The 19,282-nt window shown below is 60.4% G+C and carries 19 protein-coding genes and 2 pseudogenes; 6 read left to right on the top strand and 15 right to left on the bottom strand.

Translation table 11 applies throughout. The features are described from left to right. Positions 1–144 precede the first annotated feature (144 nt). Positions 145–1,035 carry a C45 family autoproteolytic acyltransferase/hydolase gene (locus tag D7D26_RS09955; protein WP_120372946.1) on the bottom strand — a complete coding sequence of 297 codons (891 nt, stop codon included), beginning with the start codon at positions 1,033–1,035 and terminating at the stop codon, positions 145–147. A gap of 624 nt (positions 1,036–1,659) precedes the next feature. On the opposite strand from D7D26_RS09955, the pseudogene D7D26_RS12495 reads away from it, so the two are divergent. From D7D26_RS12495 to D7D26_RS09940, 3 genes and pseudogenes are all read left to right on the top strand, one after another. Then, positions 1,660–1,809: pseudogene (locus D7D26_RS12495) on the top strand (IS5-like element ISSoc13 family transposase); the annotation flags it as partial. Positions 1,810–1,990: 181 nt separating this feature from the next. Further along, positions 1,991–2,668, top strand: coding sequence for an amino acid ABC transporter permease (locus tag D7D26_RS09945; protein WP_120372945.1), 678 nt, complete (start codon positions 1,991–1,993; stop codon positions 2,666–2,668). After that, on the top strand, positions 2,665–3,408 hold the full coding sequence (locus D7D26_RS09940) for an amino acid ABC transporter ATP-binding protein (RefSeq protein ID WP_120372944.1): 744 nt from the start codon (positions 2,665–2,667) through the stop codon (positions 3,406–3,408). The genes D7D26_RS09945 and D7D26_RS09940 overlap by 4 nt, the downstream gene beginning before the upstream one ends. A gap of 123 nt (positions 3,409–3,531) precedes the next feature. Here the strand turns inward: D7D26_RS09940 and rplS are convergent, their stop codons facing one another. From rplS to D7D26_RS12490, 8 genes are all read right to left on the bottom strand, one after another. Beyond that, positions 3,532–3,885, bottom strand: coding sequence for a 50S ribosomal protein L19 (gene rplS / locus D7D26_RS09935; RefSeq protein WP_009163509.1), 354 nt, complete (start codon positions 3,883–3,885; stop codon positions 3,532–3,534). Between the two features lie 30 nt (positions 3,886–3,915). Then, positions 3,916–5,067: a tRNA (guanosine(37)-N1)-methyltransferase TrmD gene (gene trmD / locus D7D26_RS09930; protein ID WP_233543537.1), complete on the bottom strand. Its 1,152-nt coding sequence runs from the start codon at positions 5,065–5,067 to the stop codon at positions 3,916–3,918. After that, the gene (gene rimM, locus D7D26_RS09925; RefSeq protein WP_120372942.1) at positions 5,055–5,582 is read right to left on the bottom strand and encodes a ribosome maturation factor RimM; all 528 of its coding nucleotides are present in this window, start codon (positions 5,580–5,582) and stop codon (positions 5,055–5,057) included. Before rimM ends, trmD begins: the two co-directional genes overlap by 13 nt. Positions 5,583–5,584: 2 nt before the next feature. Then, positions 5,585–5,851 (bottom strand): KH domain-containing protein, encoded by a 267-nt coding sequence (locus D7D26_RS09920; RefSeq protein ID WP_120372941.1) that lies wholly within the window; start codon positions 5,849–5,851, stop codon positions 5,585–5,587. A gap of 5 nt (positions 5,852–5,856) precedes the next feature. Next, a complete protein-coding gene (gene rpsP / locus D7D26_RS09915; protein ID WP_009163513.1) occupies positions 5,857–6,123 on the bottom strand; it encodes a 30S ribosomal protein S16 in 267 nt (88 codons plus the stop codon). 68 nt (positions 6,124–6,191) lie between these two features. Next, complete coding sequence (ffh, locus tag D7D26_RS09910; RefSeq protein WP_120372940.1) at positions 6,192–7,541, bottom strand: signal recognition particle protein; 1,350 nt, start codon at positions 7,539–7,541, stop codon at positions 6,192–6,194. Then, positions 7,534–7,881, bottom strand: coding sequence for a sigma-70 family RNA polymerase sigma factor (locus tag D7D26_RS09905; protein ID WP_199674758.1), 348 nt, complete (start codon positions 7,879–7,881; stop codon positions 7,534–7,536). Before D7D26_RS09905 ends, ffh begins: the two co-directional genes overlap by 8 nt. Before the next feature lie 54 nt (positions 7,882–7,935). After that, on the bottom strand, positions 7,936–8,307 hold the full coding sequence (locus D7D26_RS12490) for a hypothetical protein (RefSeq protein WP_199674761.1): 372 nt from the start codon (positions 8,305–8,307) through the stop codon (positions 7,936–7,938). On the opposite strand from D7D26_RS12490, the pseudogene D7D26_RS12930 reads away from it, so the two are divergent. Both D7D26_RS12930 and D7D26_RS09895 read left to right on the top strand, forming a co-directional pair. After that, positions 8,233–8,906, top strand: a pseudogene (locus tag D7D26_RS12930) (lactate utilization protein). The gene D7D26_RS12490 and the pseudogene D7D26_RS12930 overlap by 75 nt on opposite strands. Positions 8,907–8,908: 2 nt before the next feature. Further along, positions 8,909–9,898 (top strand): asparaginase, encoded by a 990-nt coding sequence (locus D7D26_RS09895; protein WP_120372939.1) that lies wholly within the window; start codon positions 8,909–8,911, stop codon positions 9,896–9,898. A 278-nt stretch (positions 9,899–10,176) separates the two neighbouring features. Here the strand turns inward: D7D26_RS09895 and hutH are convergent, their stop codons facing one another. From hutH to D7D26_RS09865, 6 genes are all read right to left on the bottom strand, one after another. Continuing rightward, entirely contained in the window at positions 10,177–11,715 is a 1,539-nt protein-coding gene (gene hutH / locus D7D26_RS09890) for a histidine ammonia-lyase (RefSeq protein WP_120372938.1), read from the bottom strand. A 92-nt stretch (positions 11,716–11,807) separates the two neighbouring features. Then, entirely contained in the window at positions 11,808–13,853 is a 2,046-nt protein-coding gene (locus D7D26_RS09885) for a urocanate hydratase (protein ID WP_120372937.1), read from the bottom strand. Between the two features lie 215 nt (positions 13,854–14,068). Further along, a complete protein-coding gene (gene hutI, locus D7D26_RS09880) occupies positions 14,069–15,319 on the bottom strand; it encodes an imidazolonepropionase (protein WP_120372936.1) in 1,251 nt (416 codons plus the stop codon). Positions 15,320–15,341: 22 nt separating this feature from the next. Continuing rightward, a complete protein-coding gene (locus D7D26_RS09875) occupies positions 15,342–16,097 on the bottom strand; it encodes an IclR family transcriptional regulator (RefSeq protein ID WP_158606341.1) in 756 nt (251 codons plus the stop codon). A 273-nt stretch (positions 16,098–16,370) separates the two neighbouring features. Next, positions 16,371–16,994 carry a hypothetical protein gene (locus D7D26_RS09870; RefSeq protein ID WP_120372935.1) on the bottom strand — a complete coding sequence of 208 codons (624 nt, stop codon included), beginning with the start codon at positions 16,992–16,994 and terminating at the stop codon, positions 16,371–16,373. A 177-nt stretch (positions 16,995–17,171) separates the two neighbouring features. Then, positions 17,172–18,257 (bottom strand): deacylase, encoded by a 1,086-nt coding sequence (locus D7D26_RS09865; protein ID WP_120372934.1) that lies wholly within the window; start codon positions 18,255–18,257, stop codon positions 17,172–17,174. Between the two features lie 136 nt (positions 18,258–18,393). Between D7D26_RS09865 and D7D26_RS09860 the strand changes: the two genes are divergently transcribed. Then, entirely contained in the window at positions 18,394–19,077 is a 684-nt protein-coding gene (locus D7D26_RS09860; protein ID WP_120372933.1) for a lipid-binding SYLF domain-containing protein, read from the top strand. Positions 19,078–19,282 lie beyond the last annotated feature (205 nt).

Below are 19,282 nucleotides of genomic sequence, written 5' to 3'. Positions count from 1 at the left end.
CAGTTTGGCTTCGATCTTCTTGTTGCGATTCTTTTTCCGCGCTGCTTCGATTTCCGCCTGCTGTTCCGATGTGATCTCGTATTTTACGGGCATTCTCCATCACCTCGGGTGCATTATAACTGAGGTACGGGAAGTTTGGCTATACTATAAAGAAGTAGTATGACTCAGAAAGCCGTGTTCGCCGCTCAACAGTTTTTGGGCGGAAGAGGCGTCGGTGACGCGCCCCTTGATGAGGGAATCTCTCATCGTCCGATATCGGCGTTCCGAGAACCACTCTTCGCCCGCGGCTTTCTGGAGGCTGTCCATTGGGCTCATATGAAAACTGTTGACGGCGCAGAGAAAGTTCTGCGGTAGAGGGGTGGAACTGACGCTCACGTGTTCGGAGCTGCATTCGATCAAAGCGATTCTGCCCGATGGATCGGCGGCGGTGAAGGTTTGTGAAGAGCTGATGGGGATCTTGGCAATGCTTTGAAGCACGTCGTCGACGTTACGACATTTTTCCAGAAAGAAGCGCAGCAGCAGTCCCGCGTTCATTCCCGGCTTTATGCGTCGCGGCAGAACTGAGGTAAGACCGACGGCAAGACCGAGGCGGTTGACGCCGTCTTCCATCTGTATGAAGCTGGTCGTGTTCGCGGTGAAGCCCTGCGAGGCGGCGGGAACGTCGTAAATGACGTTCATATTTTGTTCTTTGAGCTCCGAGAAGAAATCGCTGTTGCGGCCAAGCAGGATCTGTCCTTTGCCCGACAGCGCAAAGCAGGAACAGTTGGCGCCCGGCGCTATCGAATAGAGGCTGAACAGAAGCGTCCGCAGCTTTTCGGGGGAACAGCCTTGCCCGTCCGCGACGCCTTGGATTTCATCGAGGATTTCCGGAAAAAATTTTTGATAAACGGGCAGACAGGCCGAAGCGAAGTTTCCTGTTTCTTCGGAAAGCGGAAAGGGAATCTGAGAGAGGAGTGAAACGTTTCGTTGCGCCAGTTTCTGTCCCCACTGACGGCCGATATTGTAATGCGTTCCCGAGAATATTTCATGATTCATGAGATTGCGCTCCTTATTTTTGTAATAAGGGGCTGCCGGCAACTCCTGAACAGAAGGATAGTGGAATAAAAATTTTATGTCAATGCCTCTGCGGTTTTATAATTTACGCGCTGCGCACGTGATCCAGAGGACGAAACGAAATTGCTTGCGCGGCGCTTGAGATTCTGCCGACGGTATTGAATGCTTTCCCCGAATCGATTCTCCGCAAGACGCTGATTCTGAAGACGGCGATGATTGACGGCGGGGAGCCGTATGTGCTGCTGTGGAACACGGAGCAAAAGGGGGAGTAATATACCGAAGAACCATAAGAGAAGGGGCACCATAGCGACGCTTGAAAGAGGAAACGAGATTGATCTTTTCAACTTAGCGTGATATGGGGCTTTTTTGTGTTAACGAAAACAATTGGTAAAGACTTGTTCTGTATGGAGCGCATTTTTGGGGAGTTTTGTTCATTGAATTGTATGAGCGTACATACTTGCATTTCTCTGTAGGAAGAATTATCATTATAAACAATAATCATGTACCGCGAGAATGAATGGTAGGCGGAAGCGATGAAAATATTGGGCGAAGCAGTCTTTTCGTTTTTATCGTGCGCTCTGCGGAGCATGGTTATATGCTTGTCGCGATGAGCATGTTTACAAGGAACGACACTTGGTTGAATGTTTCTTTCAGAAAATCAAATGGTTCCGTAGAATTTTCACCCGCTATGACAAACTTGACGCTTCGTTTTTCGCTTTTGTTCTTGTTGCTGCCAGTGTTATTTTATTGAAATAATACAAGCTGAAATGTTTTTTTAAACAAGCCCTAGCATGAAATGGCTGGGACTTGATGAAACGGCCTACAAACCTCTTAAGGTTTTTGAGTAAGCAACGATCCGGAAGGATTTCTCTGTGCGCGGAGAAATCCTTCTTTGATGTTCGGATTTTAAAAACTAAATCTTGAGTTGAGGTCGGTCATGAATATTGATTGGTCATATGCGTTGCGGCAATTGCCAGTGATCCTGAGTTATGCGGGAATAACTTTGAAAATCGCTGTGCTGGCTATGATGTTGACCCTCGCTTTGGCGCTGGCGGTCACGATTATCCGTTATTACAAAGTCCCGCTATTGACGCCGTTAGTGAACGTATATATCGATATATTTCGAGGAACGCCGTTGTTGACGCAGCTCTTTTTCATTTATTATGGCTTTGCGCAGGTCTCGCCGTTCTTTCGCGAAATGAAGGCGATCAACGCGGCAATACTGGGTTTGGCGCTGAACGCCGCGGCCTATACGACGGAAAATATGCGCTCGGCTCTGGAAGCCGTGGCGAAAGGGCAGACCGAAGCAGGTCTTGCGTGCGGCATGACCCAGTTGCAGACTATGTGGTATATCGTGCTGCCGCAGGCGGCGAGGATCGCCGTTCCGGTATTGACGAACGATTTTATCGCTCTGCTGAAGAACACGTCCATGGCTTTCACGTTGGGTGTCCGAGAAATTATGGGACAAGTGTCGCTGATAGGCAACGGTTCTTTTAAATTTTTTGAAGCATACCTTGACGCATTTATCATCTATTTCTGCTTGTCGAAAATTATCGGTATCCTTCAGAAGTATTTGGAACGCCGTCTGAAAGTTGTCGGAGGAAGCGCGCAATGATCACCATCCGCGGATTGAAGAAACGCTTTGGTGCTCTGGAAGTGCTGAAGGGGGTCGACCTTGACGTAGAAGACGGCGAAGTTATGGCGATTATTGGCCCTTCCGGCACGGGGAAATCCACGTTGCTTCGGTGCATGAATTATCTGGAAGTTCCCGATGCAGGGGAAGTGAGTATCGACGGAATAACCCTGACGGCAGGACAGGCGGCGCGGCGGGATATTTATAAACTGCGGCGCAAAACGGCCATGATCTTTCAGAACTTCCATCTGTTCAACAACAAAACGGCGCTCGAGAATATCGCCTTTCCCACACAGATCGTCCAGCATAAGAAAAAGAAAGAGGCTCGTGCGGCAGCCCTGAAGATTTTGGAGCAGGTAGGGCTCGAGGAAAAAGCAGACGCCTCTTCGGCTACGCTTTCCGGCGGGCAGCAGCAGCGCGTCGCTATCGGCCGCGCCATTGCGTTGAACCCCAAAGTCATGCTCTTCGACGAGCCGACCAGCGCGCTTGATCCATATCTGGTCGGGGAAGTGCTGAACGTGATCCGCGGTTTGGCGCGGAAACACAATATGACTATGGTGATCGTGACCCATGAGATGTCGTTTGCCCGCGACGTCGCAGACCGTGTGGTGTACATGAATCATGGTCGGATCGTCGAGAGCGGCACGCCGGAACAGATTTTCAACGCTCCGCAGCAGGAAGAGACGCGGCAGTTTCTCATGCACATTTCTGAACGTCGATGAAGGGCATGTGTGGCATGGATCGGTATTTTTGATCTTCGGGGTAAGAGGTAACAAAAAGTCTCCCATTTTTTCGACACGTTCGAAAAAATGGGAGACTTTTTAGTGCGTGGGGCTGTGAGGAGATTAAGCGCGGCGCTCTTTGATGCGGGCGCTCTTGCCGCTGAGTTTGCGCAGATAGTACAGCTTGGCGCGGCGGACGCGGCCGAGGCGCTTGACTTCGATCTGGGCGACGCTGGGGCAGTGAAGGGGGAAAATCCTCTCCACGCCGACGCCGTTGCTGATCTTGCGGACGGTGAAGCTTTCGCCGATGCCGCCGTGCTTGCGGGCGATAACGATGCCTTCGAAGGCCTGAAGACGCTCGCGGGCGCCTTCCTTGACCTTGACGGAAACGCGCACGGTGTCGCCCGCGCGGAAGGCGGGGATTTCGCCCTCCGGCTTCATGTATTTCTGCTCAACGAGTTTTACTCTGGGATCCATACTGCATTACCTCCCTGTTTGTCGGGTGTTTTATCTGGAACCGAAAAACCGGTCCAGCGTAGCGGAGATCAGAGCGGTGCGAGGCAGTTCTCCACCGGTAGTCTCCTGGGGCCGCATGGCGATGACGCGGCCTTGCGCCGGCGCGGCGCCGAAAAGGATCAGCGCGGGACCGGACGCTCCGACCATTTGCCGTTTGGCTTCCATCCATGGGATGCCTGAAGGGATCTGCGCGGCGATGGTGAGGAGCGGGCCGTGTTTTTTTCTCGCGACCCACTCCGCCATGCGGCTGACGGAGGGGACGCACTTGATTTCGGGAACTTCGGACAGCCGGCTGCGGAGCGCGTCAAAGTCTTCGCACTTCTGCGGCGCGGCGATCACGCGCGCGAGGCCGTAGGCTTTTGCGGTTTGAACGATCTGCGCGAGTTCGGCGGCCAGTTCCGGCGCGGTGGGATCGATTGAAAGACCAAGATACACTTCGTCTTGCAGATAGTCCATCACGTTGGCGCGGCTGAGCAGATCGGGACGGCGCGAGAGCGTGCGGCCGGCCGCGGCGCGTCGGCGCCATTTCTCGATCTGGGCGTCGTCGCCGGACGTGAGTTCGGCGGGGACTTCCATGCCCTGCCAGACGGCGGGGCGGGTGAAGTGGGGCGTGTCGAGCATGCCGTTGTAGAACGAGTCGTCGGCGACGGAAAGCTCTTTGCCGACGACGCCGGGAACGAGGCGCGAGAGCGCGTCGATCAGCGTCATGGCGGGGATCTCGCCGCCGGTGAGGACGTAATCGCCGATGGAGTATTCCAGATCGACGTACTTCTCGACGAAACGCTCGTCCAGTCCTTCGTAATGGCCGCAGAAGATCGCAAGATGTTCTTCGCGCGCAAGCGCTTCGACGAGGTCCTGCGTCAGCACGGCGCCGACGGGTGTGGGGAAGAGGACTTTCGTCCTTTCGCCGCGGACGGAATGCAGCGCCCGCTCCAGCACTTCGGGCATGAGGGTCATGCCGCCTTTGCCGCCGAAGCTGTAATCGTCGATCTGCCGGTAATTGCCCTGCGCAAAGTCGCGCAGGTTCACGATCTCCACGTCGATCAGCCCTTTTTCCACGGCGCGGCCGACGATGCTGGTGCGCGCGAAGCTGTCGAGAAAATCGGGAAACGCGGTGACGACGGTGACTTTCACAGTTCCCACAGTCCTTCGATCAAACGGAGCGTGACGCGGCGCGCTTTCAGGTCGGCGTCGCGGAGGAATTCCGGCGCGGCGGGGATCAGGTGATCCTTGCCGTCGGGATCTCTAACGACGACGAGCTGAGAGGCTCCGCTGTCGACGATGTCTTTGACGACGCCGAGCTTGCGCCCCTGGTCGTCGCACGCGTCAAGGCCGATCAGGTCGCTGATCCAGAACTCGCCAGGCGCCAGCGGCATGCGCTCGTCCGAGGCGATCTCCACGGAGCAGCCGCGCAGAAGTTCGGCCCGCTCGATGGTGTCGACGCCTTCCAGCGCGGCCAGAAAATAACCGCGCGTCAGCGCGTCGCGCATGCCTTCCACGCGATAGCTCCCCGCGCATTTTCCGTCACGGTAGAAGCTGAGGCTCTCCATATCGAAAAAACGCTCGGGAAAATCGGTGAGCGGCCGGATCTTGAGCTCGCCGCGAAGGCCGTGAGTACCCTGGACCTGCCCGATGACGACTCTGACGGTGCCAGGCATCGTTATTCGGCGTCGGCGTTCCTGTCGCCAGTCTCGGCGACGTCGACTTCGACGCTGTCTCCGCCCTTGACGGAGGAGACGCGGACGATCTGACGAATGGCGTTGATGGTGGCGCCGCGGCGGCCGATGACGCGGCCGGTGTCTTCTTCGGCGACGTGGATCAGCACGCGGAGGACGCCTTCGGCGTCCTTTTCGGCGCTGACTTCAACCGCTTCGGGCTTGGTCACGAGCGAGACGGCGATGGTTTTGACGAGAGCCTGGTAATCCATGGGCGTCACTCGGCTTTCTCGGAGAACTTGGCCCAGACGCCGGCCTTCTTGAGAAGAGCGCGGGCCGTGTCGGACGGAAGAGCGCCGTTGCGGAGCCACTTCACGGCGGACTCCTCGTTGATCTTGATCTCGGCGGGATCCTTCATGGGATCGTACGTGCCGAGCTCCTCGATGAAGCGGCCGTCGCGGGGGCTGTGGGAGTCGGCCACCACGAGACGATAGAAGGGGACCTTTTTGCGGCCGTGACGTGAAAGACGAATTCTTACTGCCATTTCTGCAACACCTCCTGAAACAATTTGTCGTTTATAAAAAATCCCGTTTGGGGATTTTCTGCGGTTTTTCAGCGGCGGAACATGCCGCCCAGACCTCCCATGAGGCCTCTTTTTTTGCCCATCTTGCCGAAGCGCTTCCACAACTCGCTCATCTGCTCGAACTGCTTCAGCAGCTGGTTGACCATCTGCACCGTGGTGCCCGAGCCTTCGGCGATGCGGCGCCGGCGGCTGCCCTTGATGATCGAGGGATCGCGGCGCTCGGCCTTCGTCATGGACTGGATGATGGCTTTCATGCGCAGCAGGCGCTTGTCGTCCAACGCTTCCGACGGCAGATCCTTCATTTTGCTGGTGATCGCGCCGGGCAGCATCTCCATCACCTTGTCGAGCGGGCCCATCTTCTCGACCTGAGCGAACTGCGCGAGCAGGTCGTCCATCGTGAAGCGCTGCTTTTTGAAGCTCTGCGCCATCTGCCGGATATCGGTTTCGGTCGTGGCCTCCTTGATCTTTTCCACCAGGCCGGCCATGTCGCCCATGCCCATGATGCGTTCGGCCATGCGGCGGGGATCGAACTGCTCGATGGCGTCGAGTCCTTCGCCGACGCCGGCGAATTTGACCGGCACGCCGGTAGCGGCCAGCACGGCCAGAGCCGCTCCGCCGCGGGCGTCGCCGTCGAGCTTGCTGAGCACGACGCCGGTGACGCCGAGGCGTTTGTTGAAGGCTTCGGCCACGTTCAGGGCTTCCTGTCCCGACATGGCGTCGACGACCAGCAGGATCTCGTGCGGATCGAGCGCCGCTTTCATGCGGTCGAGCTCGGCCATCATCTCCTCGTCGACGGCGAGACGTCCGGCCGTGTCGAAGACGAGTACGTCGATCGGGTGCGAGGCGGCGTAGGCGAGAGCCCGTTGGGAGAGCGCCACGACGTCGGTCTCGCCGGCTTCGGGGCCGAAGAAGGCGACGCCGGCCTGACCGGCCAGCACGCGCAGCTGATCCACCGCGGCGGGGCGGCGCAGGTCGCAGGCGACGAGCATGGGCTTGTGGCTCTTGCTCAGCTTTTTGGCGAGCTTGGCGCTGCTCGTCGTTTTGCCGCCGCCCTGAAGTCCGACCATCATCACCAGCGTCGGAGGCTGGGAGGCGATGTCGATGCCGCGGCTGCCTTCGCCCATGATGCGGGCGATCTCTTCGTAGACGACGGCGGCGACCTGCTGGGCGGGCATGATCGACTCGAGCACCTCGGCGCCGACGGCGCGGACGCGGATCTTTTCGACCAGGTCCTTGACGACTTTGTAGTTGACGTCGGCTTCGAGAAGGGCGCGGCGAACTTCGCGCAGGGCCCGCTGAACGTCTTCTTCGGTCAGCTTGCCGCGGCCGCGCAGTCCGCTGAAAATGCTTTCCAGCCGTTCTTTGAGCGAGTCAAACATGATTCATCGTCCTTCCGGCGCACGCCTCGACAATGGCCGCGGCGTGCTGTTGGGGATTTTCGCCGCCGCAGATGGCGCGGGCTTCCTCCTCGATACGGCGAAAGCTCTCGGCGTGGCCGAGCAGCGTTTCGATCTCGTCGAGGCGGTCGCGTGCCCGCTGTAGCTGGTCGGAAACGCCCTGACGGCTGATCCCCAGATCGTCGGCGATCTCCGAGAGCGAGAGATCGTCGAGATCGTGCATTTCGTAGACGCGGCGCTGCCGTTCCGTGAGGAGCGGCCCGTAGAGATCGTACAGCCGCGAAAGCTGAATGCGCCGTTCCAGCACTTCGTTTTCGCTCACTCTGTCCCCACTCCCTTCGCGACGCGAGCATTATAAGCGATCGTAACGAGGGTGTCAAGATGTTTTGCTTGACCCGTGAGGGATCCGAGAAAGGTTGTGTTCGCTGTCCCCGTTTTCTTCATCATGCGGCTTCCTCTGAGATGATTGTGCCGGTTGCCGGGAGGCGGGATTTGATTTTTGCATTTCGGCGGGCAAGAATTCTCTTTTTCTGCGGGGATAGGTATGATAAAATAAGCTCGGCTCTGTTTTTAATCTTTTTTTGTTTCGCGTTTGAATGTGGAAAAACGAACGCGTTTGCGCCATGGGCTGAGGCAGAGCGAACGCTTCGCCGAGCCCGAACTGGAGGAGAAAATGAAGACTGAAACGACGATGAATGAGGCTGTGCGAGACAACTACCGCCATCTTGCGGCGAGCATGGAGAAGCATCTGGTCCGACGGGGGCACGTTCCCTTTTACGCCGCGACCGCGTCGGAAGCTCTGGAAAAGGTTCTGGACCTGATCCCCGCCGGCGCCAGCGTGGGGATCCCCGGCTCCGTGACGATTCGCGAGATCGGCGCCGTCGAAGCGCTGCGGGGGCGCGGGCACAAGGTGTGCAGCACTGGGATCCGAAGGCGACGGCGGCGGAGAAGCTGGAAGCGCGTTTTGAAGAAGCGCAGTGCGACGTCTTTCTCGCCAGTTCCAACGCGATCACCAAAGACGGCGTGCTCGTCAATATCGACGGTTCCGGCAATCGCGTGGCGGCCATGTGCTGGAGCCGCGGCGACCGGATCTACGTCGTCGGCATGAACAAGGTCTGTCCCGACGTGGCAAGCGCCCTTGCGCGTGTGCGCGACCGCGCTGCGCCGCCCAACGCGCTGCGGCTCAAGAGCAAGACGCCCTGCGCCGTCATGGGCTGTCATGACGAGAAAGGCTGTCTCGGTCCCGACAGCCTCTGCCGCGCCGTGCTGATCATGGAGCAGGCGCCGACCATGCCAGACGGCAGGAAATCCTACGTGGTTCTCGTAGGCGAAGAATTGGGGTATTGAGAATGGCAGATCAGAATATTTCACTTGTCATCGCCGGCGGCGAAATCTCCATGGGACTGGCCGACGGCATCGTCACCTCGCAGCAGCCGGTTTCGGCGGAGACGATTCAGTCGTGGATTTCGCCCGAGCTGGCGGGAGCGGTGCGCCTGGTGGACTGGAGCCATCAGCCCAGCAGTCATTATTCGGTGCGCATGACGGCCGACCTCGTCGAACTGTTGAGCCAGCAGGTCGAAGCGGGAGCTCATGCCGTCGTCGTCTTCTGCGGCTCCGACGCCGTGGAGGAGATGGCCTATCTGGCCGATCTGCTCTGGGTGTATCCGCAGCCGCTGATATTTGCCGCGACTCATGCGCCGGCGGGTGTTCCCGGCAGCGACGCGCTGACCGTGCTGAACGAGGCGCTGCTCACCGCCCTGTCGCGCAAAGCGTGGGGGCAGGGCGTGCTGGTCTGCGCCGGCGGACAGCTTTTTGCGGCTTCCGATATCGTTGAGTATGCCGACTACGGCCGTCTCGGTTTCGCGGGCAATTTCCGCGGCGCCATCGGCGCCATTGTCGCCGGCAAGGTCCATCTCTGGCAGGCTCCAAAGCGCAGCAAAATTTTTGACGCGCCGTTTACGCCGGCCCGCAATGTGGAGCTGCTCTACGCTTCGCTGGGCGCCGGGGAACGTTTTCTGCAGCTGCTCACCGGCGACGAGGGCAATCCCCTCGACGGCCTTGTCATCGCCGGCTTCGGCGGCGGCCATGTCTATCCCGCCTGGGTCCCTTACCTGAAGGCCCTTGTGCGCGACGGCGTCCCCGTGGTGGTCGTGTCGCGCTGCCTGCGGGGCTGTGTGATGGAGGATTCTTCCTTCGAGGGAGCCTTCCTGAAGCTGAAGGAGTTCGGCGTCATGGACGGCGGCTTCCTTTCTCCCTTGCAGGCGCGCCTCAAGTTGGCCGTCGGCATTGGCGCAAATCTGAAGGGCGAAGAGCTGCAGAAATATCTGTTGGACCAGTGACGAAAAATGACGTTTTCTCTTGAGAAAACAGCAGGACGAACAAGGCGCCGGAAGATTTTTCTTCCGGCGCCTTGTTCGTCCTGCTGACGGGGGAGCGCGCTTCATGCGCAGACGTTGGGATTTTGGGAAGCGGCGAGTTACATTGATTCTTGATAGAAAGTGTAAACGTAATTTTCTGAGCGCTGCGGGGGAGTTCAGTCGCTTGGAACTCCCTCGCAGCGCCCCTGCGTTCGGCTTTTTAATTGAGAAATAGTATGAGCGATGATCTTGTCGGACAATCAGTTCAACTCGCCGATGGCGTTCTCGACGGCTTCGATCAGAGCGCCGCTGCGGACGAAGTCGATGGCTTGGGTCATGAGCGGATGGATGAAGCGGTCTTTTTCGAGGAAGGGGATCTGGGCGCGGAAGGCTTCGTAGGCGGCTTTCGTGCCGCGGCCGAGACTGAGCGGCAGCGAGAAGTCGACGCCCTGGCAGGCGGCCATGGCTTCGATGCCGAGGATCTTTTCCACGTTGCGCAGCACGCGCGCAGCCTTGAGCGAGCTCCAATAGCCCATGGAGACGTGGTCTTCCTGATTGGCGGAGGTGGGGATGGAATCGACGCAGGCGGGGTGGGTCAGCGTCTTGTTCTCCGAGGCCACGGCGGCCTGGGTGTACTGGGTGATCATGAAGCCGCTGTTGACGCCGCTGTCGTCGATCAGGAAGGGCGGCAGGCCGTTGGAGAGGCTTTTGTCGACCATGCGGGCGCTGCGGCGCTCGGAGATGCTGCCGAATTCGGAAACGGCGATGGCGAAAAAGTCCATGGCGAGGGCGATGGGCTGGCCGTGGAAGTTGCCGCCGCTGAGCGCCGCCTCGTCGTCGGGGAAGATCAGCGGGTTGTCGGTGACGGAGTTCATCTCGATCTCGATCTTCGACTTCACGTAATCCAGCGCGTCGCGGCTGGCGCCGTGCACCTGGGGCATGCAGCGCAGCGAATAGGCGTCCTGCACGCGGGAGCCTTTGTACTTGTCGATGATCTCGCTGCCTTCGATGAGTCGGCGGATGTTCTGCGCCACGGCGATCTGGCCGCTGTGGGGGCGCAGCGCGTGGGTGCGGGCGTCGAAGGCGTAGGGTACGCCGTGCAGCGCTTCCAGCGACAGGGCGCCGACGATGTCGGCGTTCTTTTCGAGTTTCAGCGCGTCGTACAGCGCCAACGCGCCGAGTCCGGTCAGCGCCGCGGTGCCGTTGTTGAGCGCCAGTCCTTCTTTGGGATGCAGGGACACGGGGTTGAGTCCCGTCAGCTTCATGGCATCGAGCGCGGTCATGCGCCGTCCCTGAAGAAACACGTCGCCTTCGCCGAGCATGGCGGCGGCGATGTGCGACAGCGGGCAGAGATCGCCCGACGCGCCGACGGAACCCTGCTCGGGCACCATAGGCGTGATGCCGAGATTGAGGAAGTTGACGAGCTGCGACAGCGTTTCCAGCGTGATGCCGGAGTGGCCGCAGAGCAGGCCGTTGAGACGCAGCAGCATTATGGCGCGCACCACGTCGACGGGCAGCGGTTCGCCGACGCCGACGGCGTGGCTGCGGATCAGGTTCTCCTGAAGCAAGCGGGTGCGCGCGGCGTCGACTTTTACGGTGGCGAGATCGCCGAATCCCGTCGTCACGCCGTAGACGATACGGTTGCCGGCGACCCAGTTCTCGATCAGGGCGGACGCCCGGTTGATCTGGCCGACGGCCTCTGCGGAAAGTTTCACCGGAGCGCCGCAGCGCGAGACGTTGATCAGTTGTTCGAGGGTCAGGTTACGGCCGGTAAGGACGACGGGATTGGCGCGGTTCATGGCGATCACTCCTGATTGTTTGGGTTTGACGGGCCGCCGCGGGCTTCGCGGCGGCTCTTTCGTTTAGCGTTCCGTTTTTTTTCGAAAAGCGCCTAGGCTTCGTGATGTTCTCTTTGGGCGCAGGCCGCTTCGGCCGCGCGGCGCACCGAGTCGCCGTCGACGTGGTACGGCAGCGTGATGTGGTACTTGCCGGGATACTTGGCGTTCACTTCGCGGCTGACCTCTTCGGCGTGTTCGCAGCGGGCCCAGGCGCGGCGCGCGACGCCGCCGAGCACGTCCCACATCATCGCCGACCTGATGATCGCGTCGGTCTCGGGGCGTCCGTCGAGCAGCAGGCCGAAGCCGCCGTTGATGCACTTGCCGATGCCCACGCCGCCGCCGTTGTGCAGCGTGCAGAGCGTCATGCCGCGGGCGGCGTTGCCGGCGAAGGTGTTGGTGGCCATGTCGGCGCAGATGTTGCTGCCGTCCTTGACGTTGGCCGTTTCGCGGAAGGGGCCGTCGGTGCCGGAAACGTCGTGGTGGTCGCGCCCCAGCATGACGGGGCCGATCTTGCCCTCGCGCACGAGCTTGTTGAACGCGAGGGCGATGTTGGTGCGTCCTTCGGCGTCCTGATAGAGGATGCGGCACTGCGTGCCGACGACGAGGTTGTTCTTTTCGGCGTCGCGGATCCAGACCCAGTTGTCGTAGTCCTGGCTGCGGCGGTCGGGGTCGATGCAGGCCATGGCGGCCTCGTCGGTGGCGCGCAGGTCTTCGTGTTTGCCGCTCAGGCAGCACCAGCGGAAGGGACCGTAGCCGTAGTCGAACAGATGGGGGCCCATGATGTCTTCGACGTAGCTGGGCCAGATGAAGCCTTCGTAGGTGTCTTTGCCGTTCTTGGCGATCTCGGTGACGCCGGCGTCGAAGACGGCGCGCATGAAGCTGTTGCCGTAGTCGAAGAAATAGGAGCCGCGGTCGACCAGCTTCTTGATCACGTCGAAATGACGGCGCAGACTGGCGTCGACGTGCCTGCGGAACTCTTCGGGATCCTCGTGCAGCATTTTCGTGCGCTCTTCGAAGGTCAGATCCGCCGGGCAGTACCCGCCCTCGTAAGCGGCGTGGCACGAAGTCTGGTCCGAAAGCAGCTGGATTGCGATATGGCGGCTCTCGGCGTACTCGAGCAGCGTGACGACGTTGCCGTAATAGGCGATCGAAAGAGGCTTTTTGGCGTCCAGCGCTTCCTGAGCCATTCGGAAGGCCTTTTCGGCGCTGTCGGTGATCTCGCCGACCCAGCCTTGGCGGTGGCGGGTCTCGATGCGGGAATAATCGACTTCGGCGACGATGCCGACGCCGCCGGCGATCTCGATGGCCTTGGGCTGAGCGCCGCTCATGCCGCCCAGTCCCGACGTCACGTAAAGGATGCCGGCCAGATTGTCGCGCGGCCCGACGCCGAACTTGAGGCGCGCGGCGTTGAGCACGGTGTTGAAGGTGCCGTGTACGATGCCCTGCGGCCCGATGTACATCCAGCCGCCGGCGGTCATCTGGCCGTAGTTGCTGACGCCCAGCTGCATGGCGCGGTGCCAGTCCTTCTGGTTGTCGAACAGGCCGACGAGCAGCCCGTTGGTGAGGATCACGCGCGGCGCGCCGGGATGCGAGGCGAACAGTCCCACGGGATGGCCGCTCTCGAGCACCAGCGTGGTGTCGTCGGTCAGCTCGCGCAGATACTTCTGGATCAGGCGGTACTGAAGCCAGTTCTGGCAGACCTGCCCCGTCTCGCCGTAGGTGACGAGTTCGTAGGGATAGAGCGCCGTCTCGAAGTCGAGATTGTTGTCCATCATCACCTGAAAAGCTTTGCCGGCCAGGCACTTGCCCTCGTAGGTGTCGATCGGGCGGCCCCAGATGCGGCCGGCGGGGCGGAAGCGGTAGGCGTAGATGCGGCCGCGCGTGCGCAGTTCTTCCATGAACTCGGGGATCAGCTGCTCGTGGTACTTCTCGGGCACGTAGCGCAGCGCGTTGCGCAGCGCCAGCTCCGTCTCGGACTGCGAAAGCGTCCAGCCGCGGTCGGGGGCGCGGCGGATCCCCGCCGCGAATTCGGGATACTCGGGCAGAACCTCGTCCAGTTTGACGACCATCGCTTCACTGTTGAGCAAATTCTCCTGCATGTGTTTTTCTCTCCTTTTATAAAACAAGATCTCCCGCGGAGAAGCGGAGCAGCGGAGAAAAATCCTTTTCCGATGAACCGCGTCCTGCCGATCTTTTTCCCCACGGACTTCCATCAAGCGAACGAACGTTTTACGACAAACAAAAACAACCCAATTGCCTCGCGGCCGACAGCTTTTTATTTTTCTACGTCTCCGCGAGAACTTTCGATGCGTCTTTACGCCACGTAAACGCCTTTTTTGTACACTTCCATGACGGGACTGACGCCGGCGTGATAAGCCAGGATCGTCGGCGAATCGCCGTCGAGCAGCAAAAAGTCGGCCTGTTTGCCGATCTCCAGGCTGCCGACTCTGTCCTGCAGGCCGACGGACCAGGCGGCGTTGAGCGTGCAGCCGGTCAGCGCCTCTTCTACGGTCATGTTCATGTTCATCACCGCCAGGCCGAAGACGAACGGCATCGACTCGCAGAAGCAGGAGCCGGGGTTGCAGTCGGTGGCCAGCGCCACGGGCACGCCCAGTGCGATCATGCGGCGCGCGTCGGCATAGGGCTTGCGCAGGCTGTACGCCGTGGCGGGCAGCACGTCGGCGATGACGCCGGCTTCCGCCATGGCCCTGAGATTCTTTTCGTTGGCCGCCAGCAGGTGTTCGGCCGAGGCGACGCGCAGTTCCGCCGCCAGCCCCGCGCCCTGCGTGTCGTCCACTTCGTCGGCGTGGATGCGCAGCTTCATGCCCAGCGTGCGAGCCGCTTCGAGGATGCGGCGGCTTTGCGGCACGGTGTACACTCCCGTCTCGCAGAACACGTCGCAGTAGCGCGCGATGCCCTGTTTTTTAACGGCGGGCAGCATTTCATCGACGAGAATATCGACGAAATCGTCGGCGCGCCCCTTGTATTCCGCAGGCACGGCGTGAGCGCCCATGAACGTGGGCACGATGTCCAGCGGCGTCTCCTCGCCGAGGCGGGCGATCACGCGCAGCATTTTCAGTTCTTCGGCGGTGTCCAGACCGTAACCGCTTTTCACTTCCATGGTCGTAGTGCCGAAGTTCAGGGCCGAAAGCACGTTCTCGCGCGTGGTCTCGAACAGTTCCTCCTCGCTGGCCGCCTTGACGGCGTTGACGCTGGAAAGGATGCCGCCGCCCGCGCCGAGGATCTCCAGATACGTTTTGCCCTGCAGGCGCATCGTGAATTCCTTTTCGCGCCGCGCCGCAAAGCAGATGTGCGTGTGCGGATCGACGAAGCCGGGGATCATCGCCGCGCCCTCGCAGTCGCGCTCCTCTTCGATCTCCGCGTCCTTCGCGGCGAGAGCCGCGCGCACTTCCGCCTCGTCGCCGACGGCGGCGATCAGGCCGCCCTCGACGAACAGCGCGCCTTTCTCCCACGACGCGACGCGCCCCTGCGCGGCCCCCGCCGCCGGCGCGCCGCCCATCAGCGGCGTGGCGATCGCCGCGTTGTAAAACAGTTTTCCGCTCATCCCTTCGCCTCCTTTTGAATCGTTACATCAACGAAGCGATCTCTGCCGCCGCGCTTTTCAGCGCCGGCAGCAGATCGGCTTCCCAGTTCCCGAACGTTCCCGCCACGCCGGCGATGCCCAGCTGCGCCACGAAATGGCCGTGACGGTCGTACAGCGGCACGCTCAGATCCTCGGCGTTGGCCATCCACTCTTCGCGCGAATGGGCGCAGCCCGCGCGCCGGATCCCGGCGACGCGCTCCCGCAGCCGTAGCGCGTCGGCCGCCGAGCCGTCGGGCATTTTCAGCGGCGAGGCCAGGATCCGCTCGCGCAGGCTCGTCTCGCAGAACGCCAGCAGTACCAGCCCCGTGGCGCCGGCGCAGAGCGGCACGCTCATGCCCTCGCGCGCCACGAACTTGACGGCGATCTCCGGCTCCTCGGTGTGGACGCACAGGCCGCCCGTGCCCTCGATCACGCTCAGGATCGCGGTTTTCCCCGTACGTTCCACAAGCCGCCGCATCGGCTCTCTGGCGCAGCGTACCAGCGCCTCGAAGAGCACGGGGCGGTGGTTGAGCAGGAAGAAACGAAGCCCGGCGCGGTAGGCGCCGCTTTCGGCGTCTTGAACCGCCCAGCCGTAGGATTCCAGCGCCGCCAGAAAACGATGCGCCGTACTGCGCGGAACGCCCGCCGCCGCGGCCAGATCGCGCACGCTCGTCACCCGTTCGGAACGCACCAGCGCCTCCATCAGGCGAATGACTTTGCCCACGGCGTCGTTTTTGCTCTGCTGTCCTGTCGAATCCATCATGAACCTCCAAAAGTGGGACGCTTCGTCTTAAAAATCGTTTAATATAACTATACTAAAAAAATATCCCTTGTCAATCGAGAAAAAAGAGAAACTTAGATTTTCTTCATTCGGCGCCGATGATTTGGCGCGCGGCGGCTCAATGGCACAGGTCCGTACCATTCGGATGAGGCTGGCCGGCCCGATGCCGGCGGGATTTTTGCATTAAAATGAGGGAAGTTCCTCCGCGCTGCGGCGCGAAAGAGCTTCCCTCGTTGAGTTTTTCTGAAAAAATCACTTCCACTGCGTTTCCAGCGACAGGATCGTGTAGCGGTTCCGCTGTTTGGTCTTGGGCGTGACCCAGGCCTCGAACGTGGCGGGGCGGTCGCTCTCGTCCTCGACGTTGTAGATATCGCCGGTCATGCGCAGCATCCCGGCTTCTTCGAAGACTTGCTTCACCTGCGCGTAATAGACGGACTCGCCGTCGGCGCCCTCGAAGTGGTAGAGTTTCCCGTCGTAATGGAAGTCGGAACCCTCCATGTTGCGATTCTTCAGATCGATGTCGAAATACTTTTTCACCGTCTCGGCCACGAATTTTCCGTCGATCGTCAGCGAGCCGTACGGGCAGTTTTTGTCGGCGCAGCGTTTGACGCGGCTTTTGAAGTTGTTCGCGTAATTGTGCCAGACGCCGAAACGGATCAGCTCGGCCAGACCTTCTTCGCTCTTCATGTGCAGCAGGCCGTCGCTGCCGTCTTCCCCCACGTCGAAGCCGTAGTAGCCCAGCTCGGTGAAATTGCTCAGGAAGATGCTCATCCTTTTCAGTTCCGCCGCGCCGGGATCCAGCGTTTTCGCCCCGGCCGAGGCCGCGGCGCAGGCAGCCAGCGCGCACGCTGCCATCACGCGTGCAAACTTTTTCATCTTCATTCGCTCCTTTCGTCGCTCTCGTCTCTCTCTCTCGACGCCCGAAGCCCTCTTCCGGCTTCCGTCGGACCACGCTTTAAAATCACAAAGAATATAACACGGGCGGAAGGTCTCGGCAAGCGGCCAAAATCCGTCTGCGAACGCGCCGTTTTCGCCTTCGCTGCCGCGCTTTCGTTATTGCAGCCACGCCCCCACGCCCTGCGCTTCGATCTGCTTTTTGGAGGGCAGACCGTTCACCGCCAGCGGCGCGCCGGTCAGTTCGGGAAACTTTTCGAACCAGACTCTCAACACTTCCGCCGTAATGCCGACGCGCTCTTCGAGCGGATGTCTGGCGTCGCGGAGCGGATCGGCGCCGACTGCATGCGCGTTCATCGCCGGATTGGGCGTTTCGCTGAGAAACGGGACGCAGGGCGTCCCTTCGCCGATCTCGTAGTGGGAGATGCCCCGAAAGCCGGGGACGGACTGTTCGGGCTTGAGAGAAACGCCTCGCTCTTCGAGCTCCAGGATCATCTCGATGCATGGCTCGAGGTATTTCGGATGAGTGATCAGAGAGTAAGAGAGCGAACCGCCGGGATGTTTTTTGCCGTCGCGGGGATCGAGCACTTCCTCCGGCGCGGTCGCTTCGTGCATGTCGAGACAGGAACCGGGCTTTTCGCGGCGGATCAGCTCCATGACGCCGAACGTCACCATCTGCGCAGGCGTTCCGTCGGCGACGCCGGGATAATTGCGGTTGACGTTGCGCCATTCGGAGCCGTCTTTGTGAACGTAACCGAGCGGGTGGACGAAATGTTCGGGGTCGCTCTCGCCTTTCTTCAGCGGTATGCGGCGATCGCCGTAATACAGCCAGCGCTTGCCCTGGCGGCTTTCGAACGGCAGCTGATGGGGCACTTGCCCGAGCGCGTCCGGCACCGACATGCCGGCGGCGTTCAGGCAGGGGATGACGAACAGCTTGCCCTGTTCGACTTCCGCGTTTTCGAGAAGAACTTCCGCCGTCAGCACGCCGCCGATCTCGCGCGGATGCGTCCCCGCCAGGATCAGCGCCGTCGCGCCCGGCTTCTTGCCCTCCATCACGTAGACCGCCGTGTCGTAATCGGTGCCTCTGAGATTGGGATTGTAGTCGGAAAGCCATTTGATCCCCGTCACGCCGTATCCCGGCCGCACGTCCAGCCGAAAAGCCGCCCGCGCCGCCGCGCCGTTCAGAGCTAAAACCGTCGCCATCCCGGCGGCTGCCGCAAATTTTTGAAAACGTGTGCAGACCATTTTTGTCCCCCTCCGTTGGATTTCGTTGCCGCATTCCACGCTGTGCCGTTATTCTTCCGGGATCATTATACCAACGTCTGCGACTTTCTACGCGGATGATGATAAAATAAAAGCACCTTAAAAGCGGAGGTGTCACATGAAAAAATTTCTCGGTGTGATTTTGTTCCTGGCGGTTTCATGCTGCACGGCAGTTCAGGCGAAGGATTATCACGTGGCGGCGCGGGTGAAGGAAGCGCAGGCGGCCGTGGATAAAATGATCCGCTCCAAATCGGCGGCGGGACTGGCACAGTCAGTCAAGGAAGGCGTCGGCGTGGCCATTTTCCCCAACGTCGTCAAGGCGGGACTCATCGTCGGCGGCCGTTACGGCGAGGGGTTGATGCTGCGTCATGATCCCAAGACGGGCCAATGGTACGGACCGGCGTTTTTCAGCATCAGCGGCGGGTCGGTCGGACTGCAGATCGGCGCTTCTTCGACGGCGCTGGTTTTGACCGTCAACAATGAAAAAGGCATGAAGGCATTCCGCGGCGGCACCTTCACGCTGGGGGCCGACGTCGCTGCCGTGGCCGGCCCGAGCGGACGCAACTCCTACGTCGGCACCAACATCAACGCCGACGCGCCGATCTTCAGCTACTCGATCACCAAAGGCGTTTTCGCCGGCGTGGCCCTCGACGGCTCGGTGATCAGCGAACTGCCCCGCGTCAACGACGCCTGCTGGGGCAGACACCTGAACAACGTCCAGATCTTTCACCGCAGACCGGCGCGCAAGGACGTGCAGGCGCTGATCAGAAAACTCAACCAGCTGATTTCCCTGGCAAAGTAAACTCGTTCTTTCGGTCCCGGAATCATAACCACCGGCCGTGCCGGTGGTTTGCACAAGCCCCCCTTGGGGCATCTTCCCAGCTGAGCCTATAGGCTCAGCGAAAAGTCTGTCAGCCGCGCAACTCTCAAAGGCTGCCCCTAAAGGGGCTCTCTACTTGCCTTCCTGTGCCGGCTTACCCGTAAACGGGTCAACGTACTCTTTGATC

The sequence above is a fragment of the Pyramidobacter sp. CG50-2 genome (assembly GCF_003612005.1).
Lineage (GTDB): Bacteria > Synergistota > Synergistia > Synergistales > Dethiosulfovibrionaceae > Pyramidobacter.
This window is presented reverse-complemented; position numbering and strand designations above follow the sequence as displayed.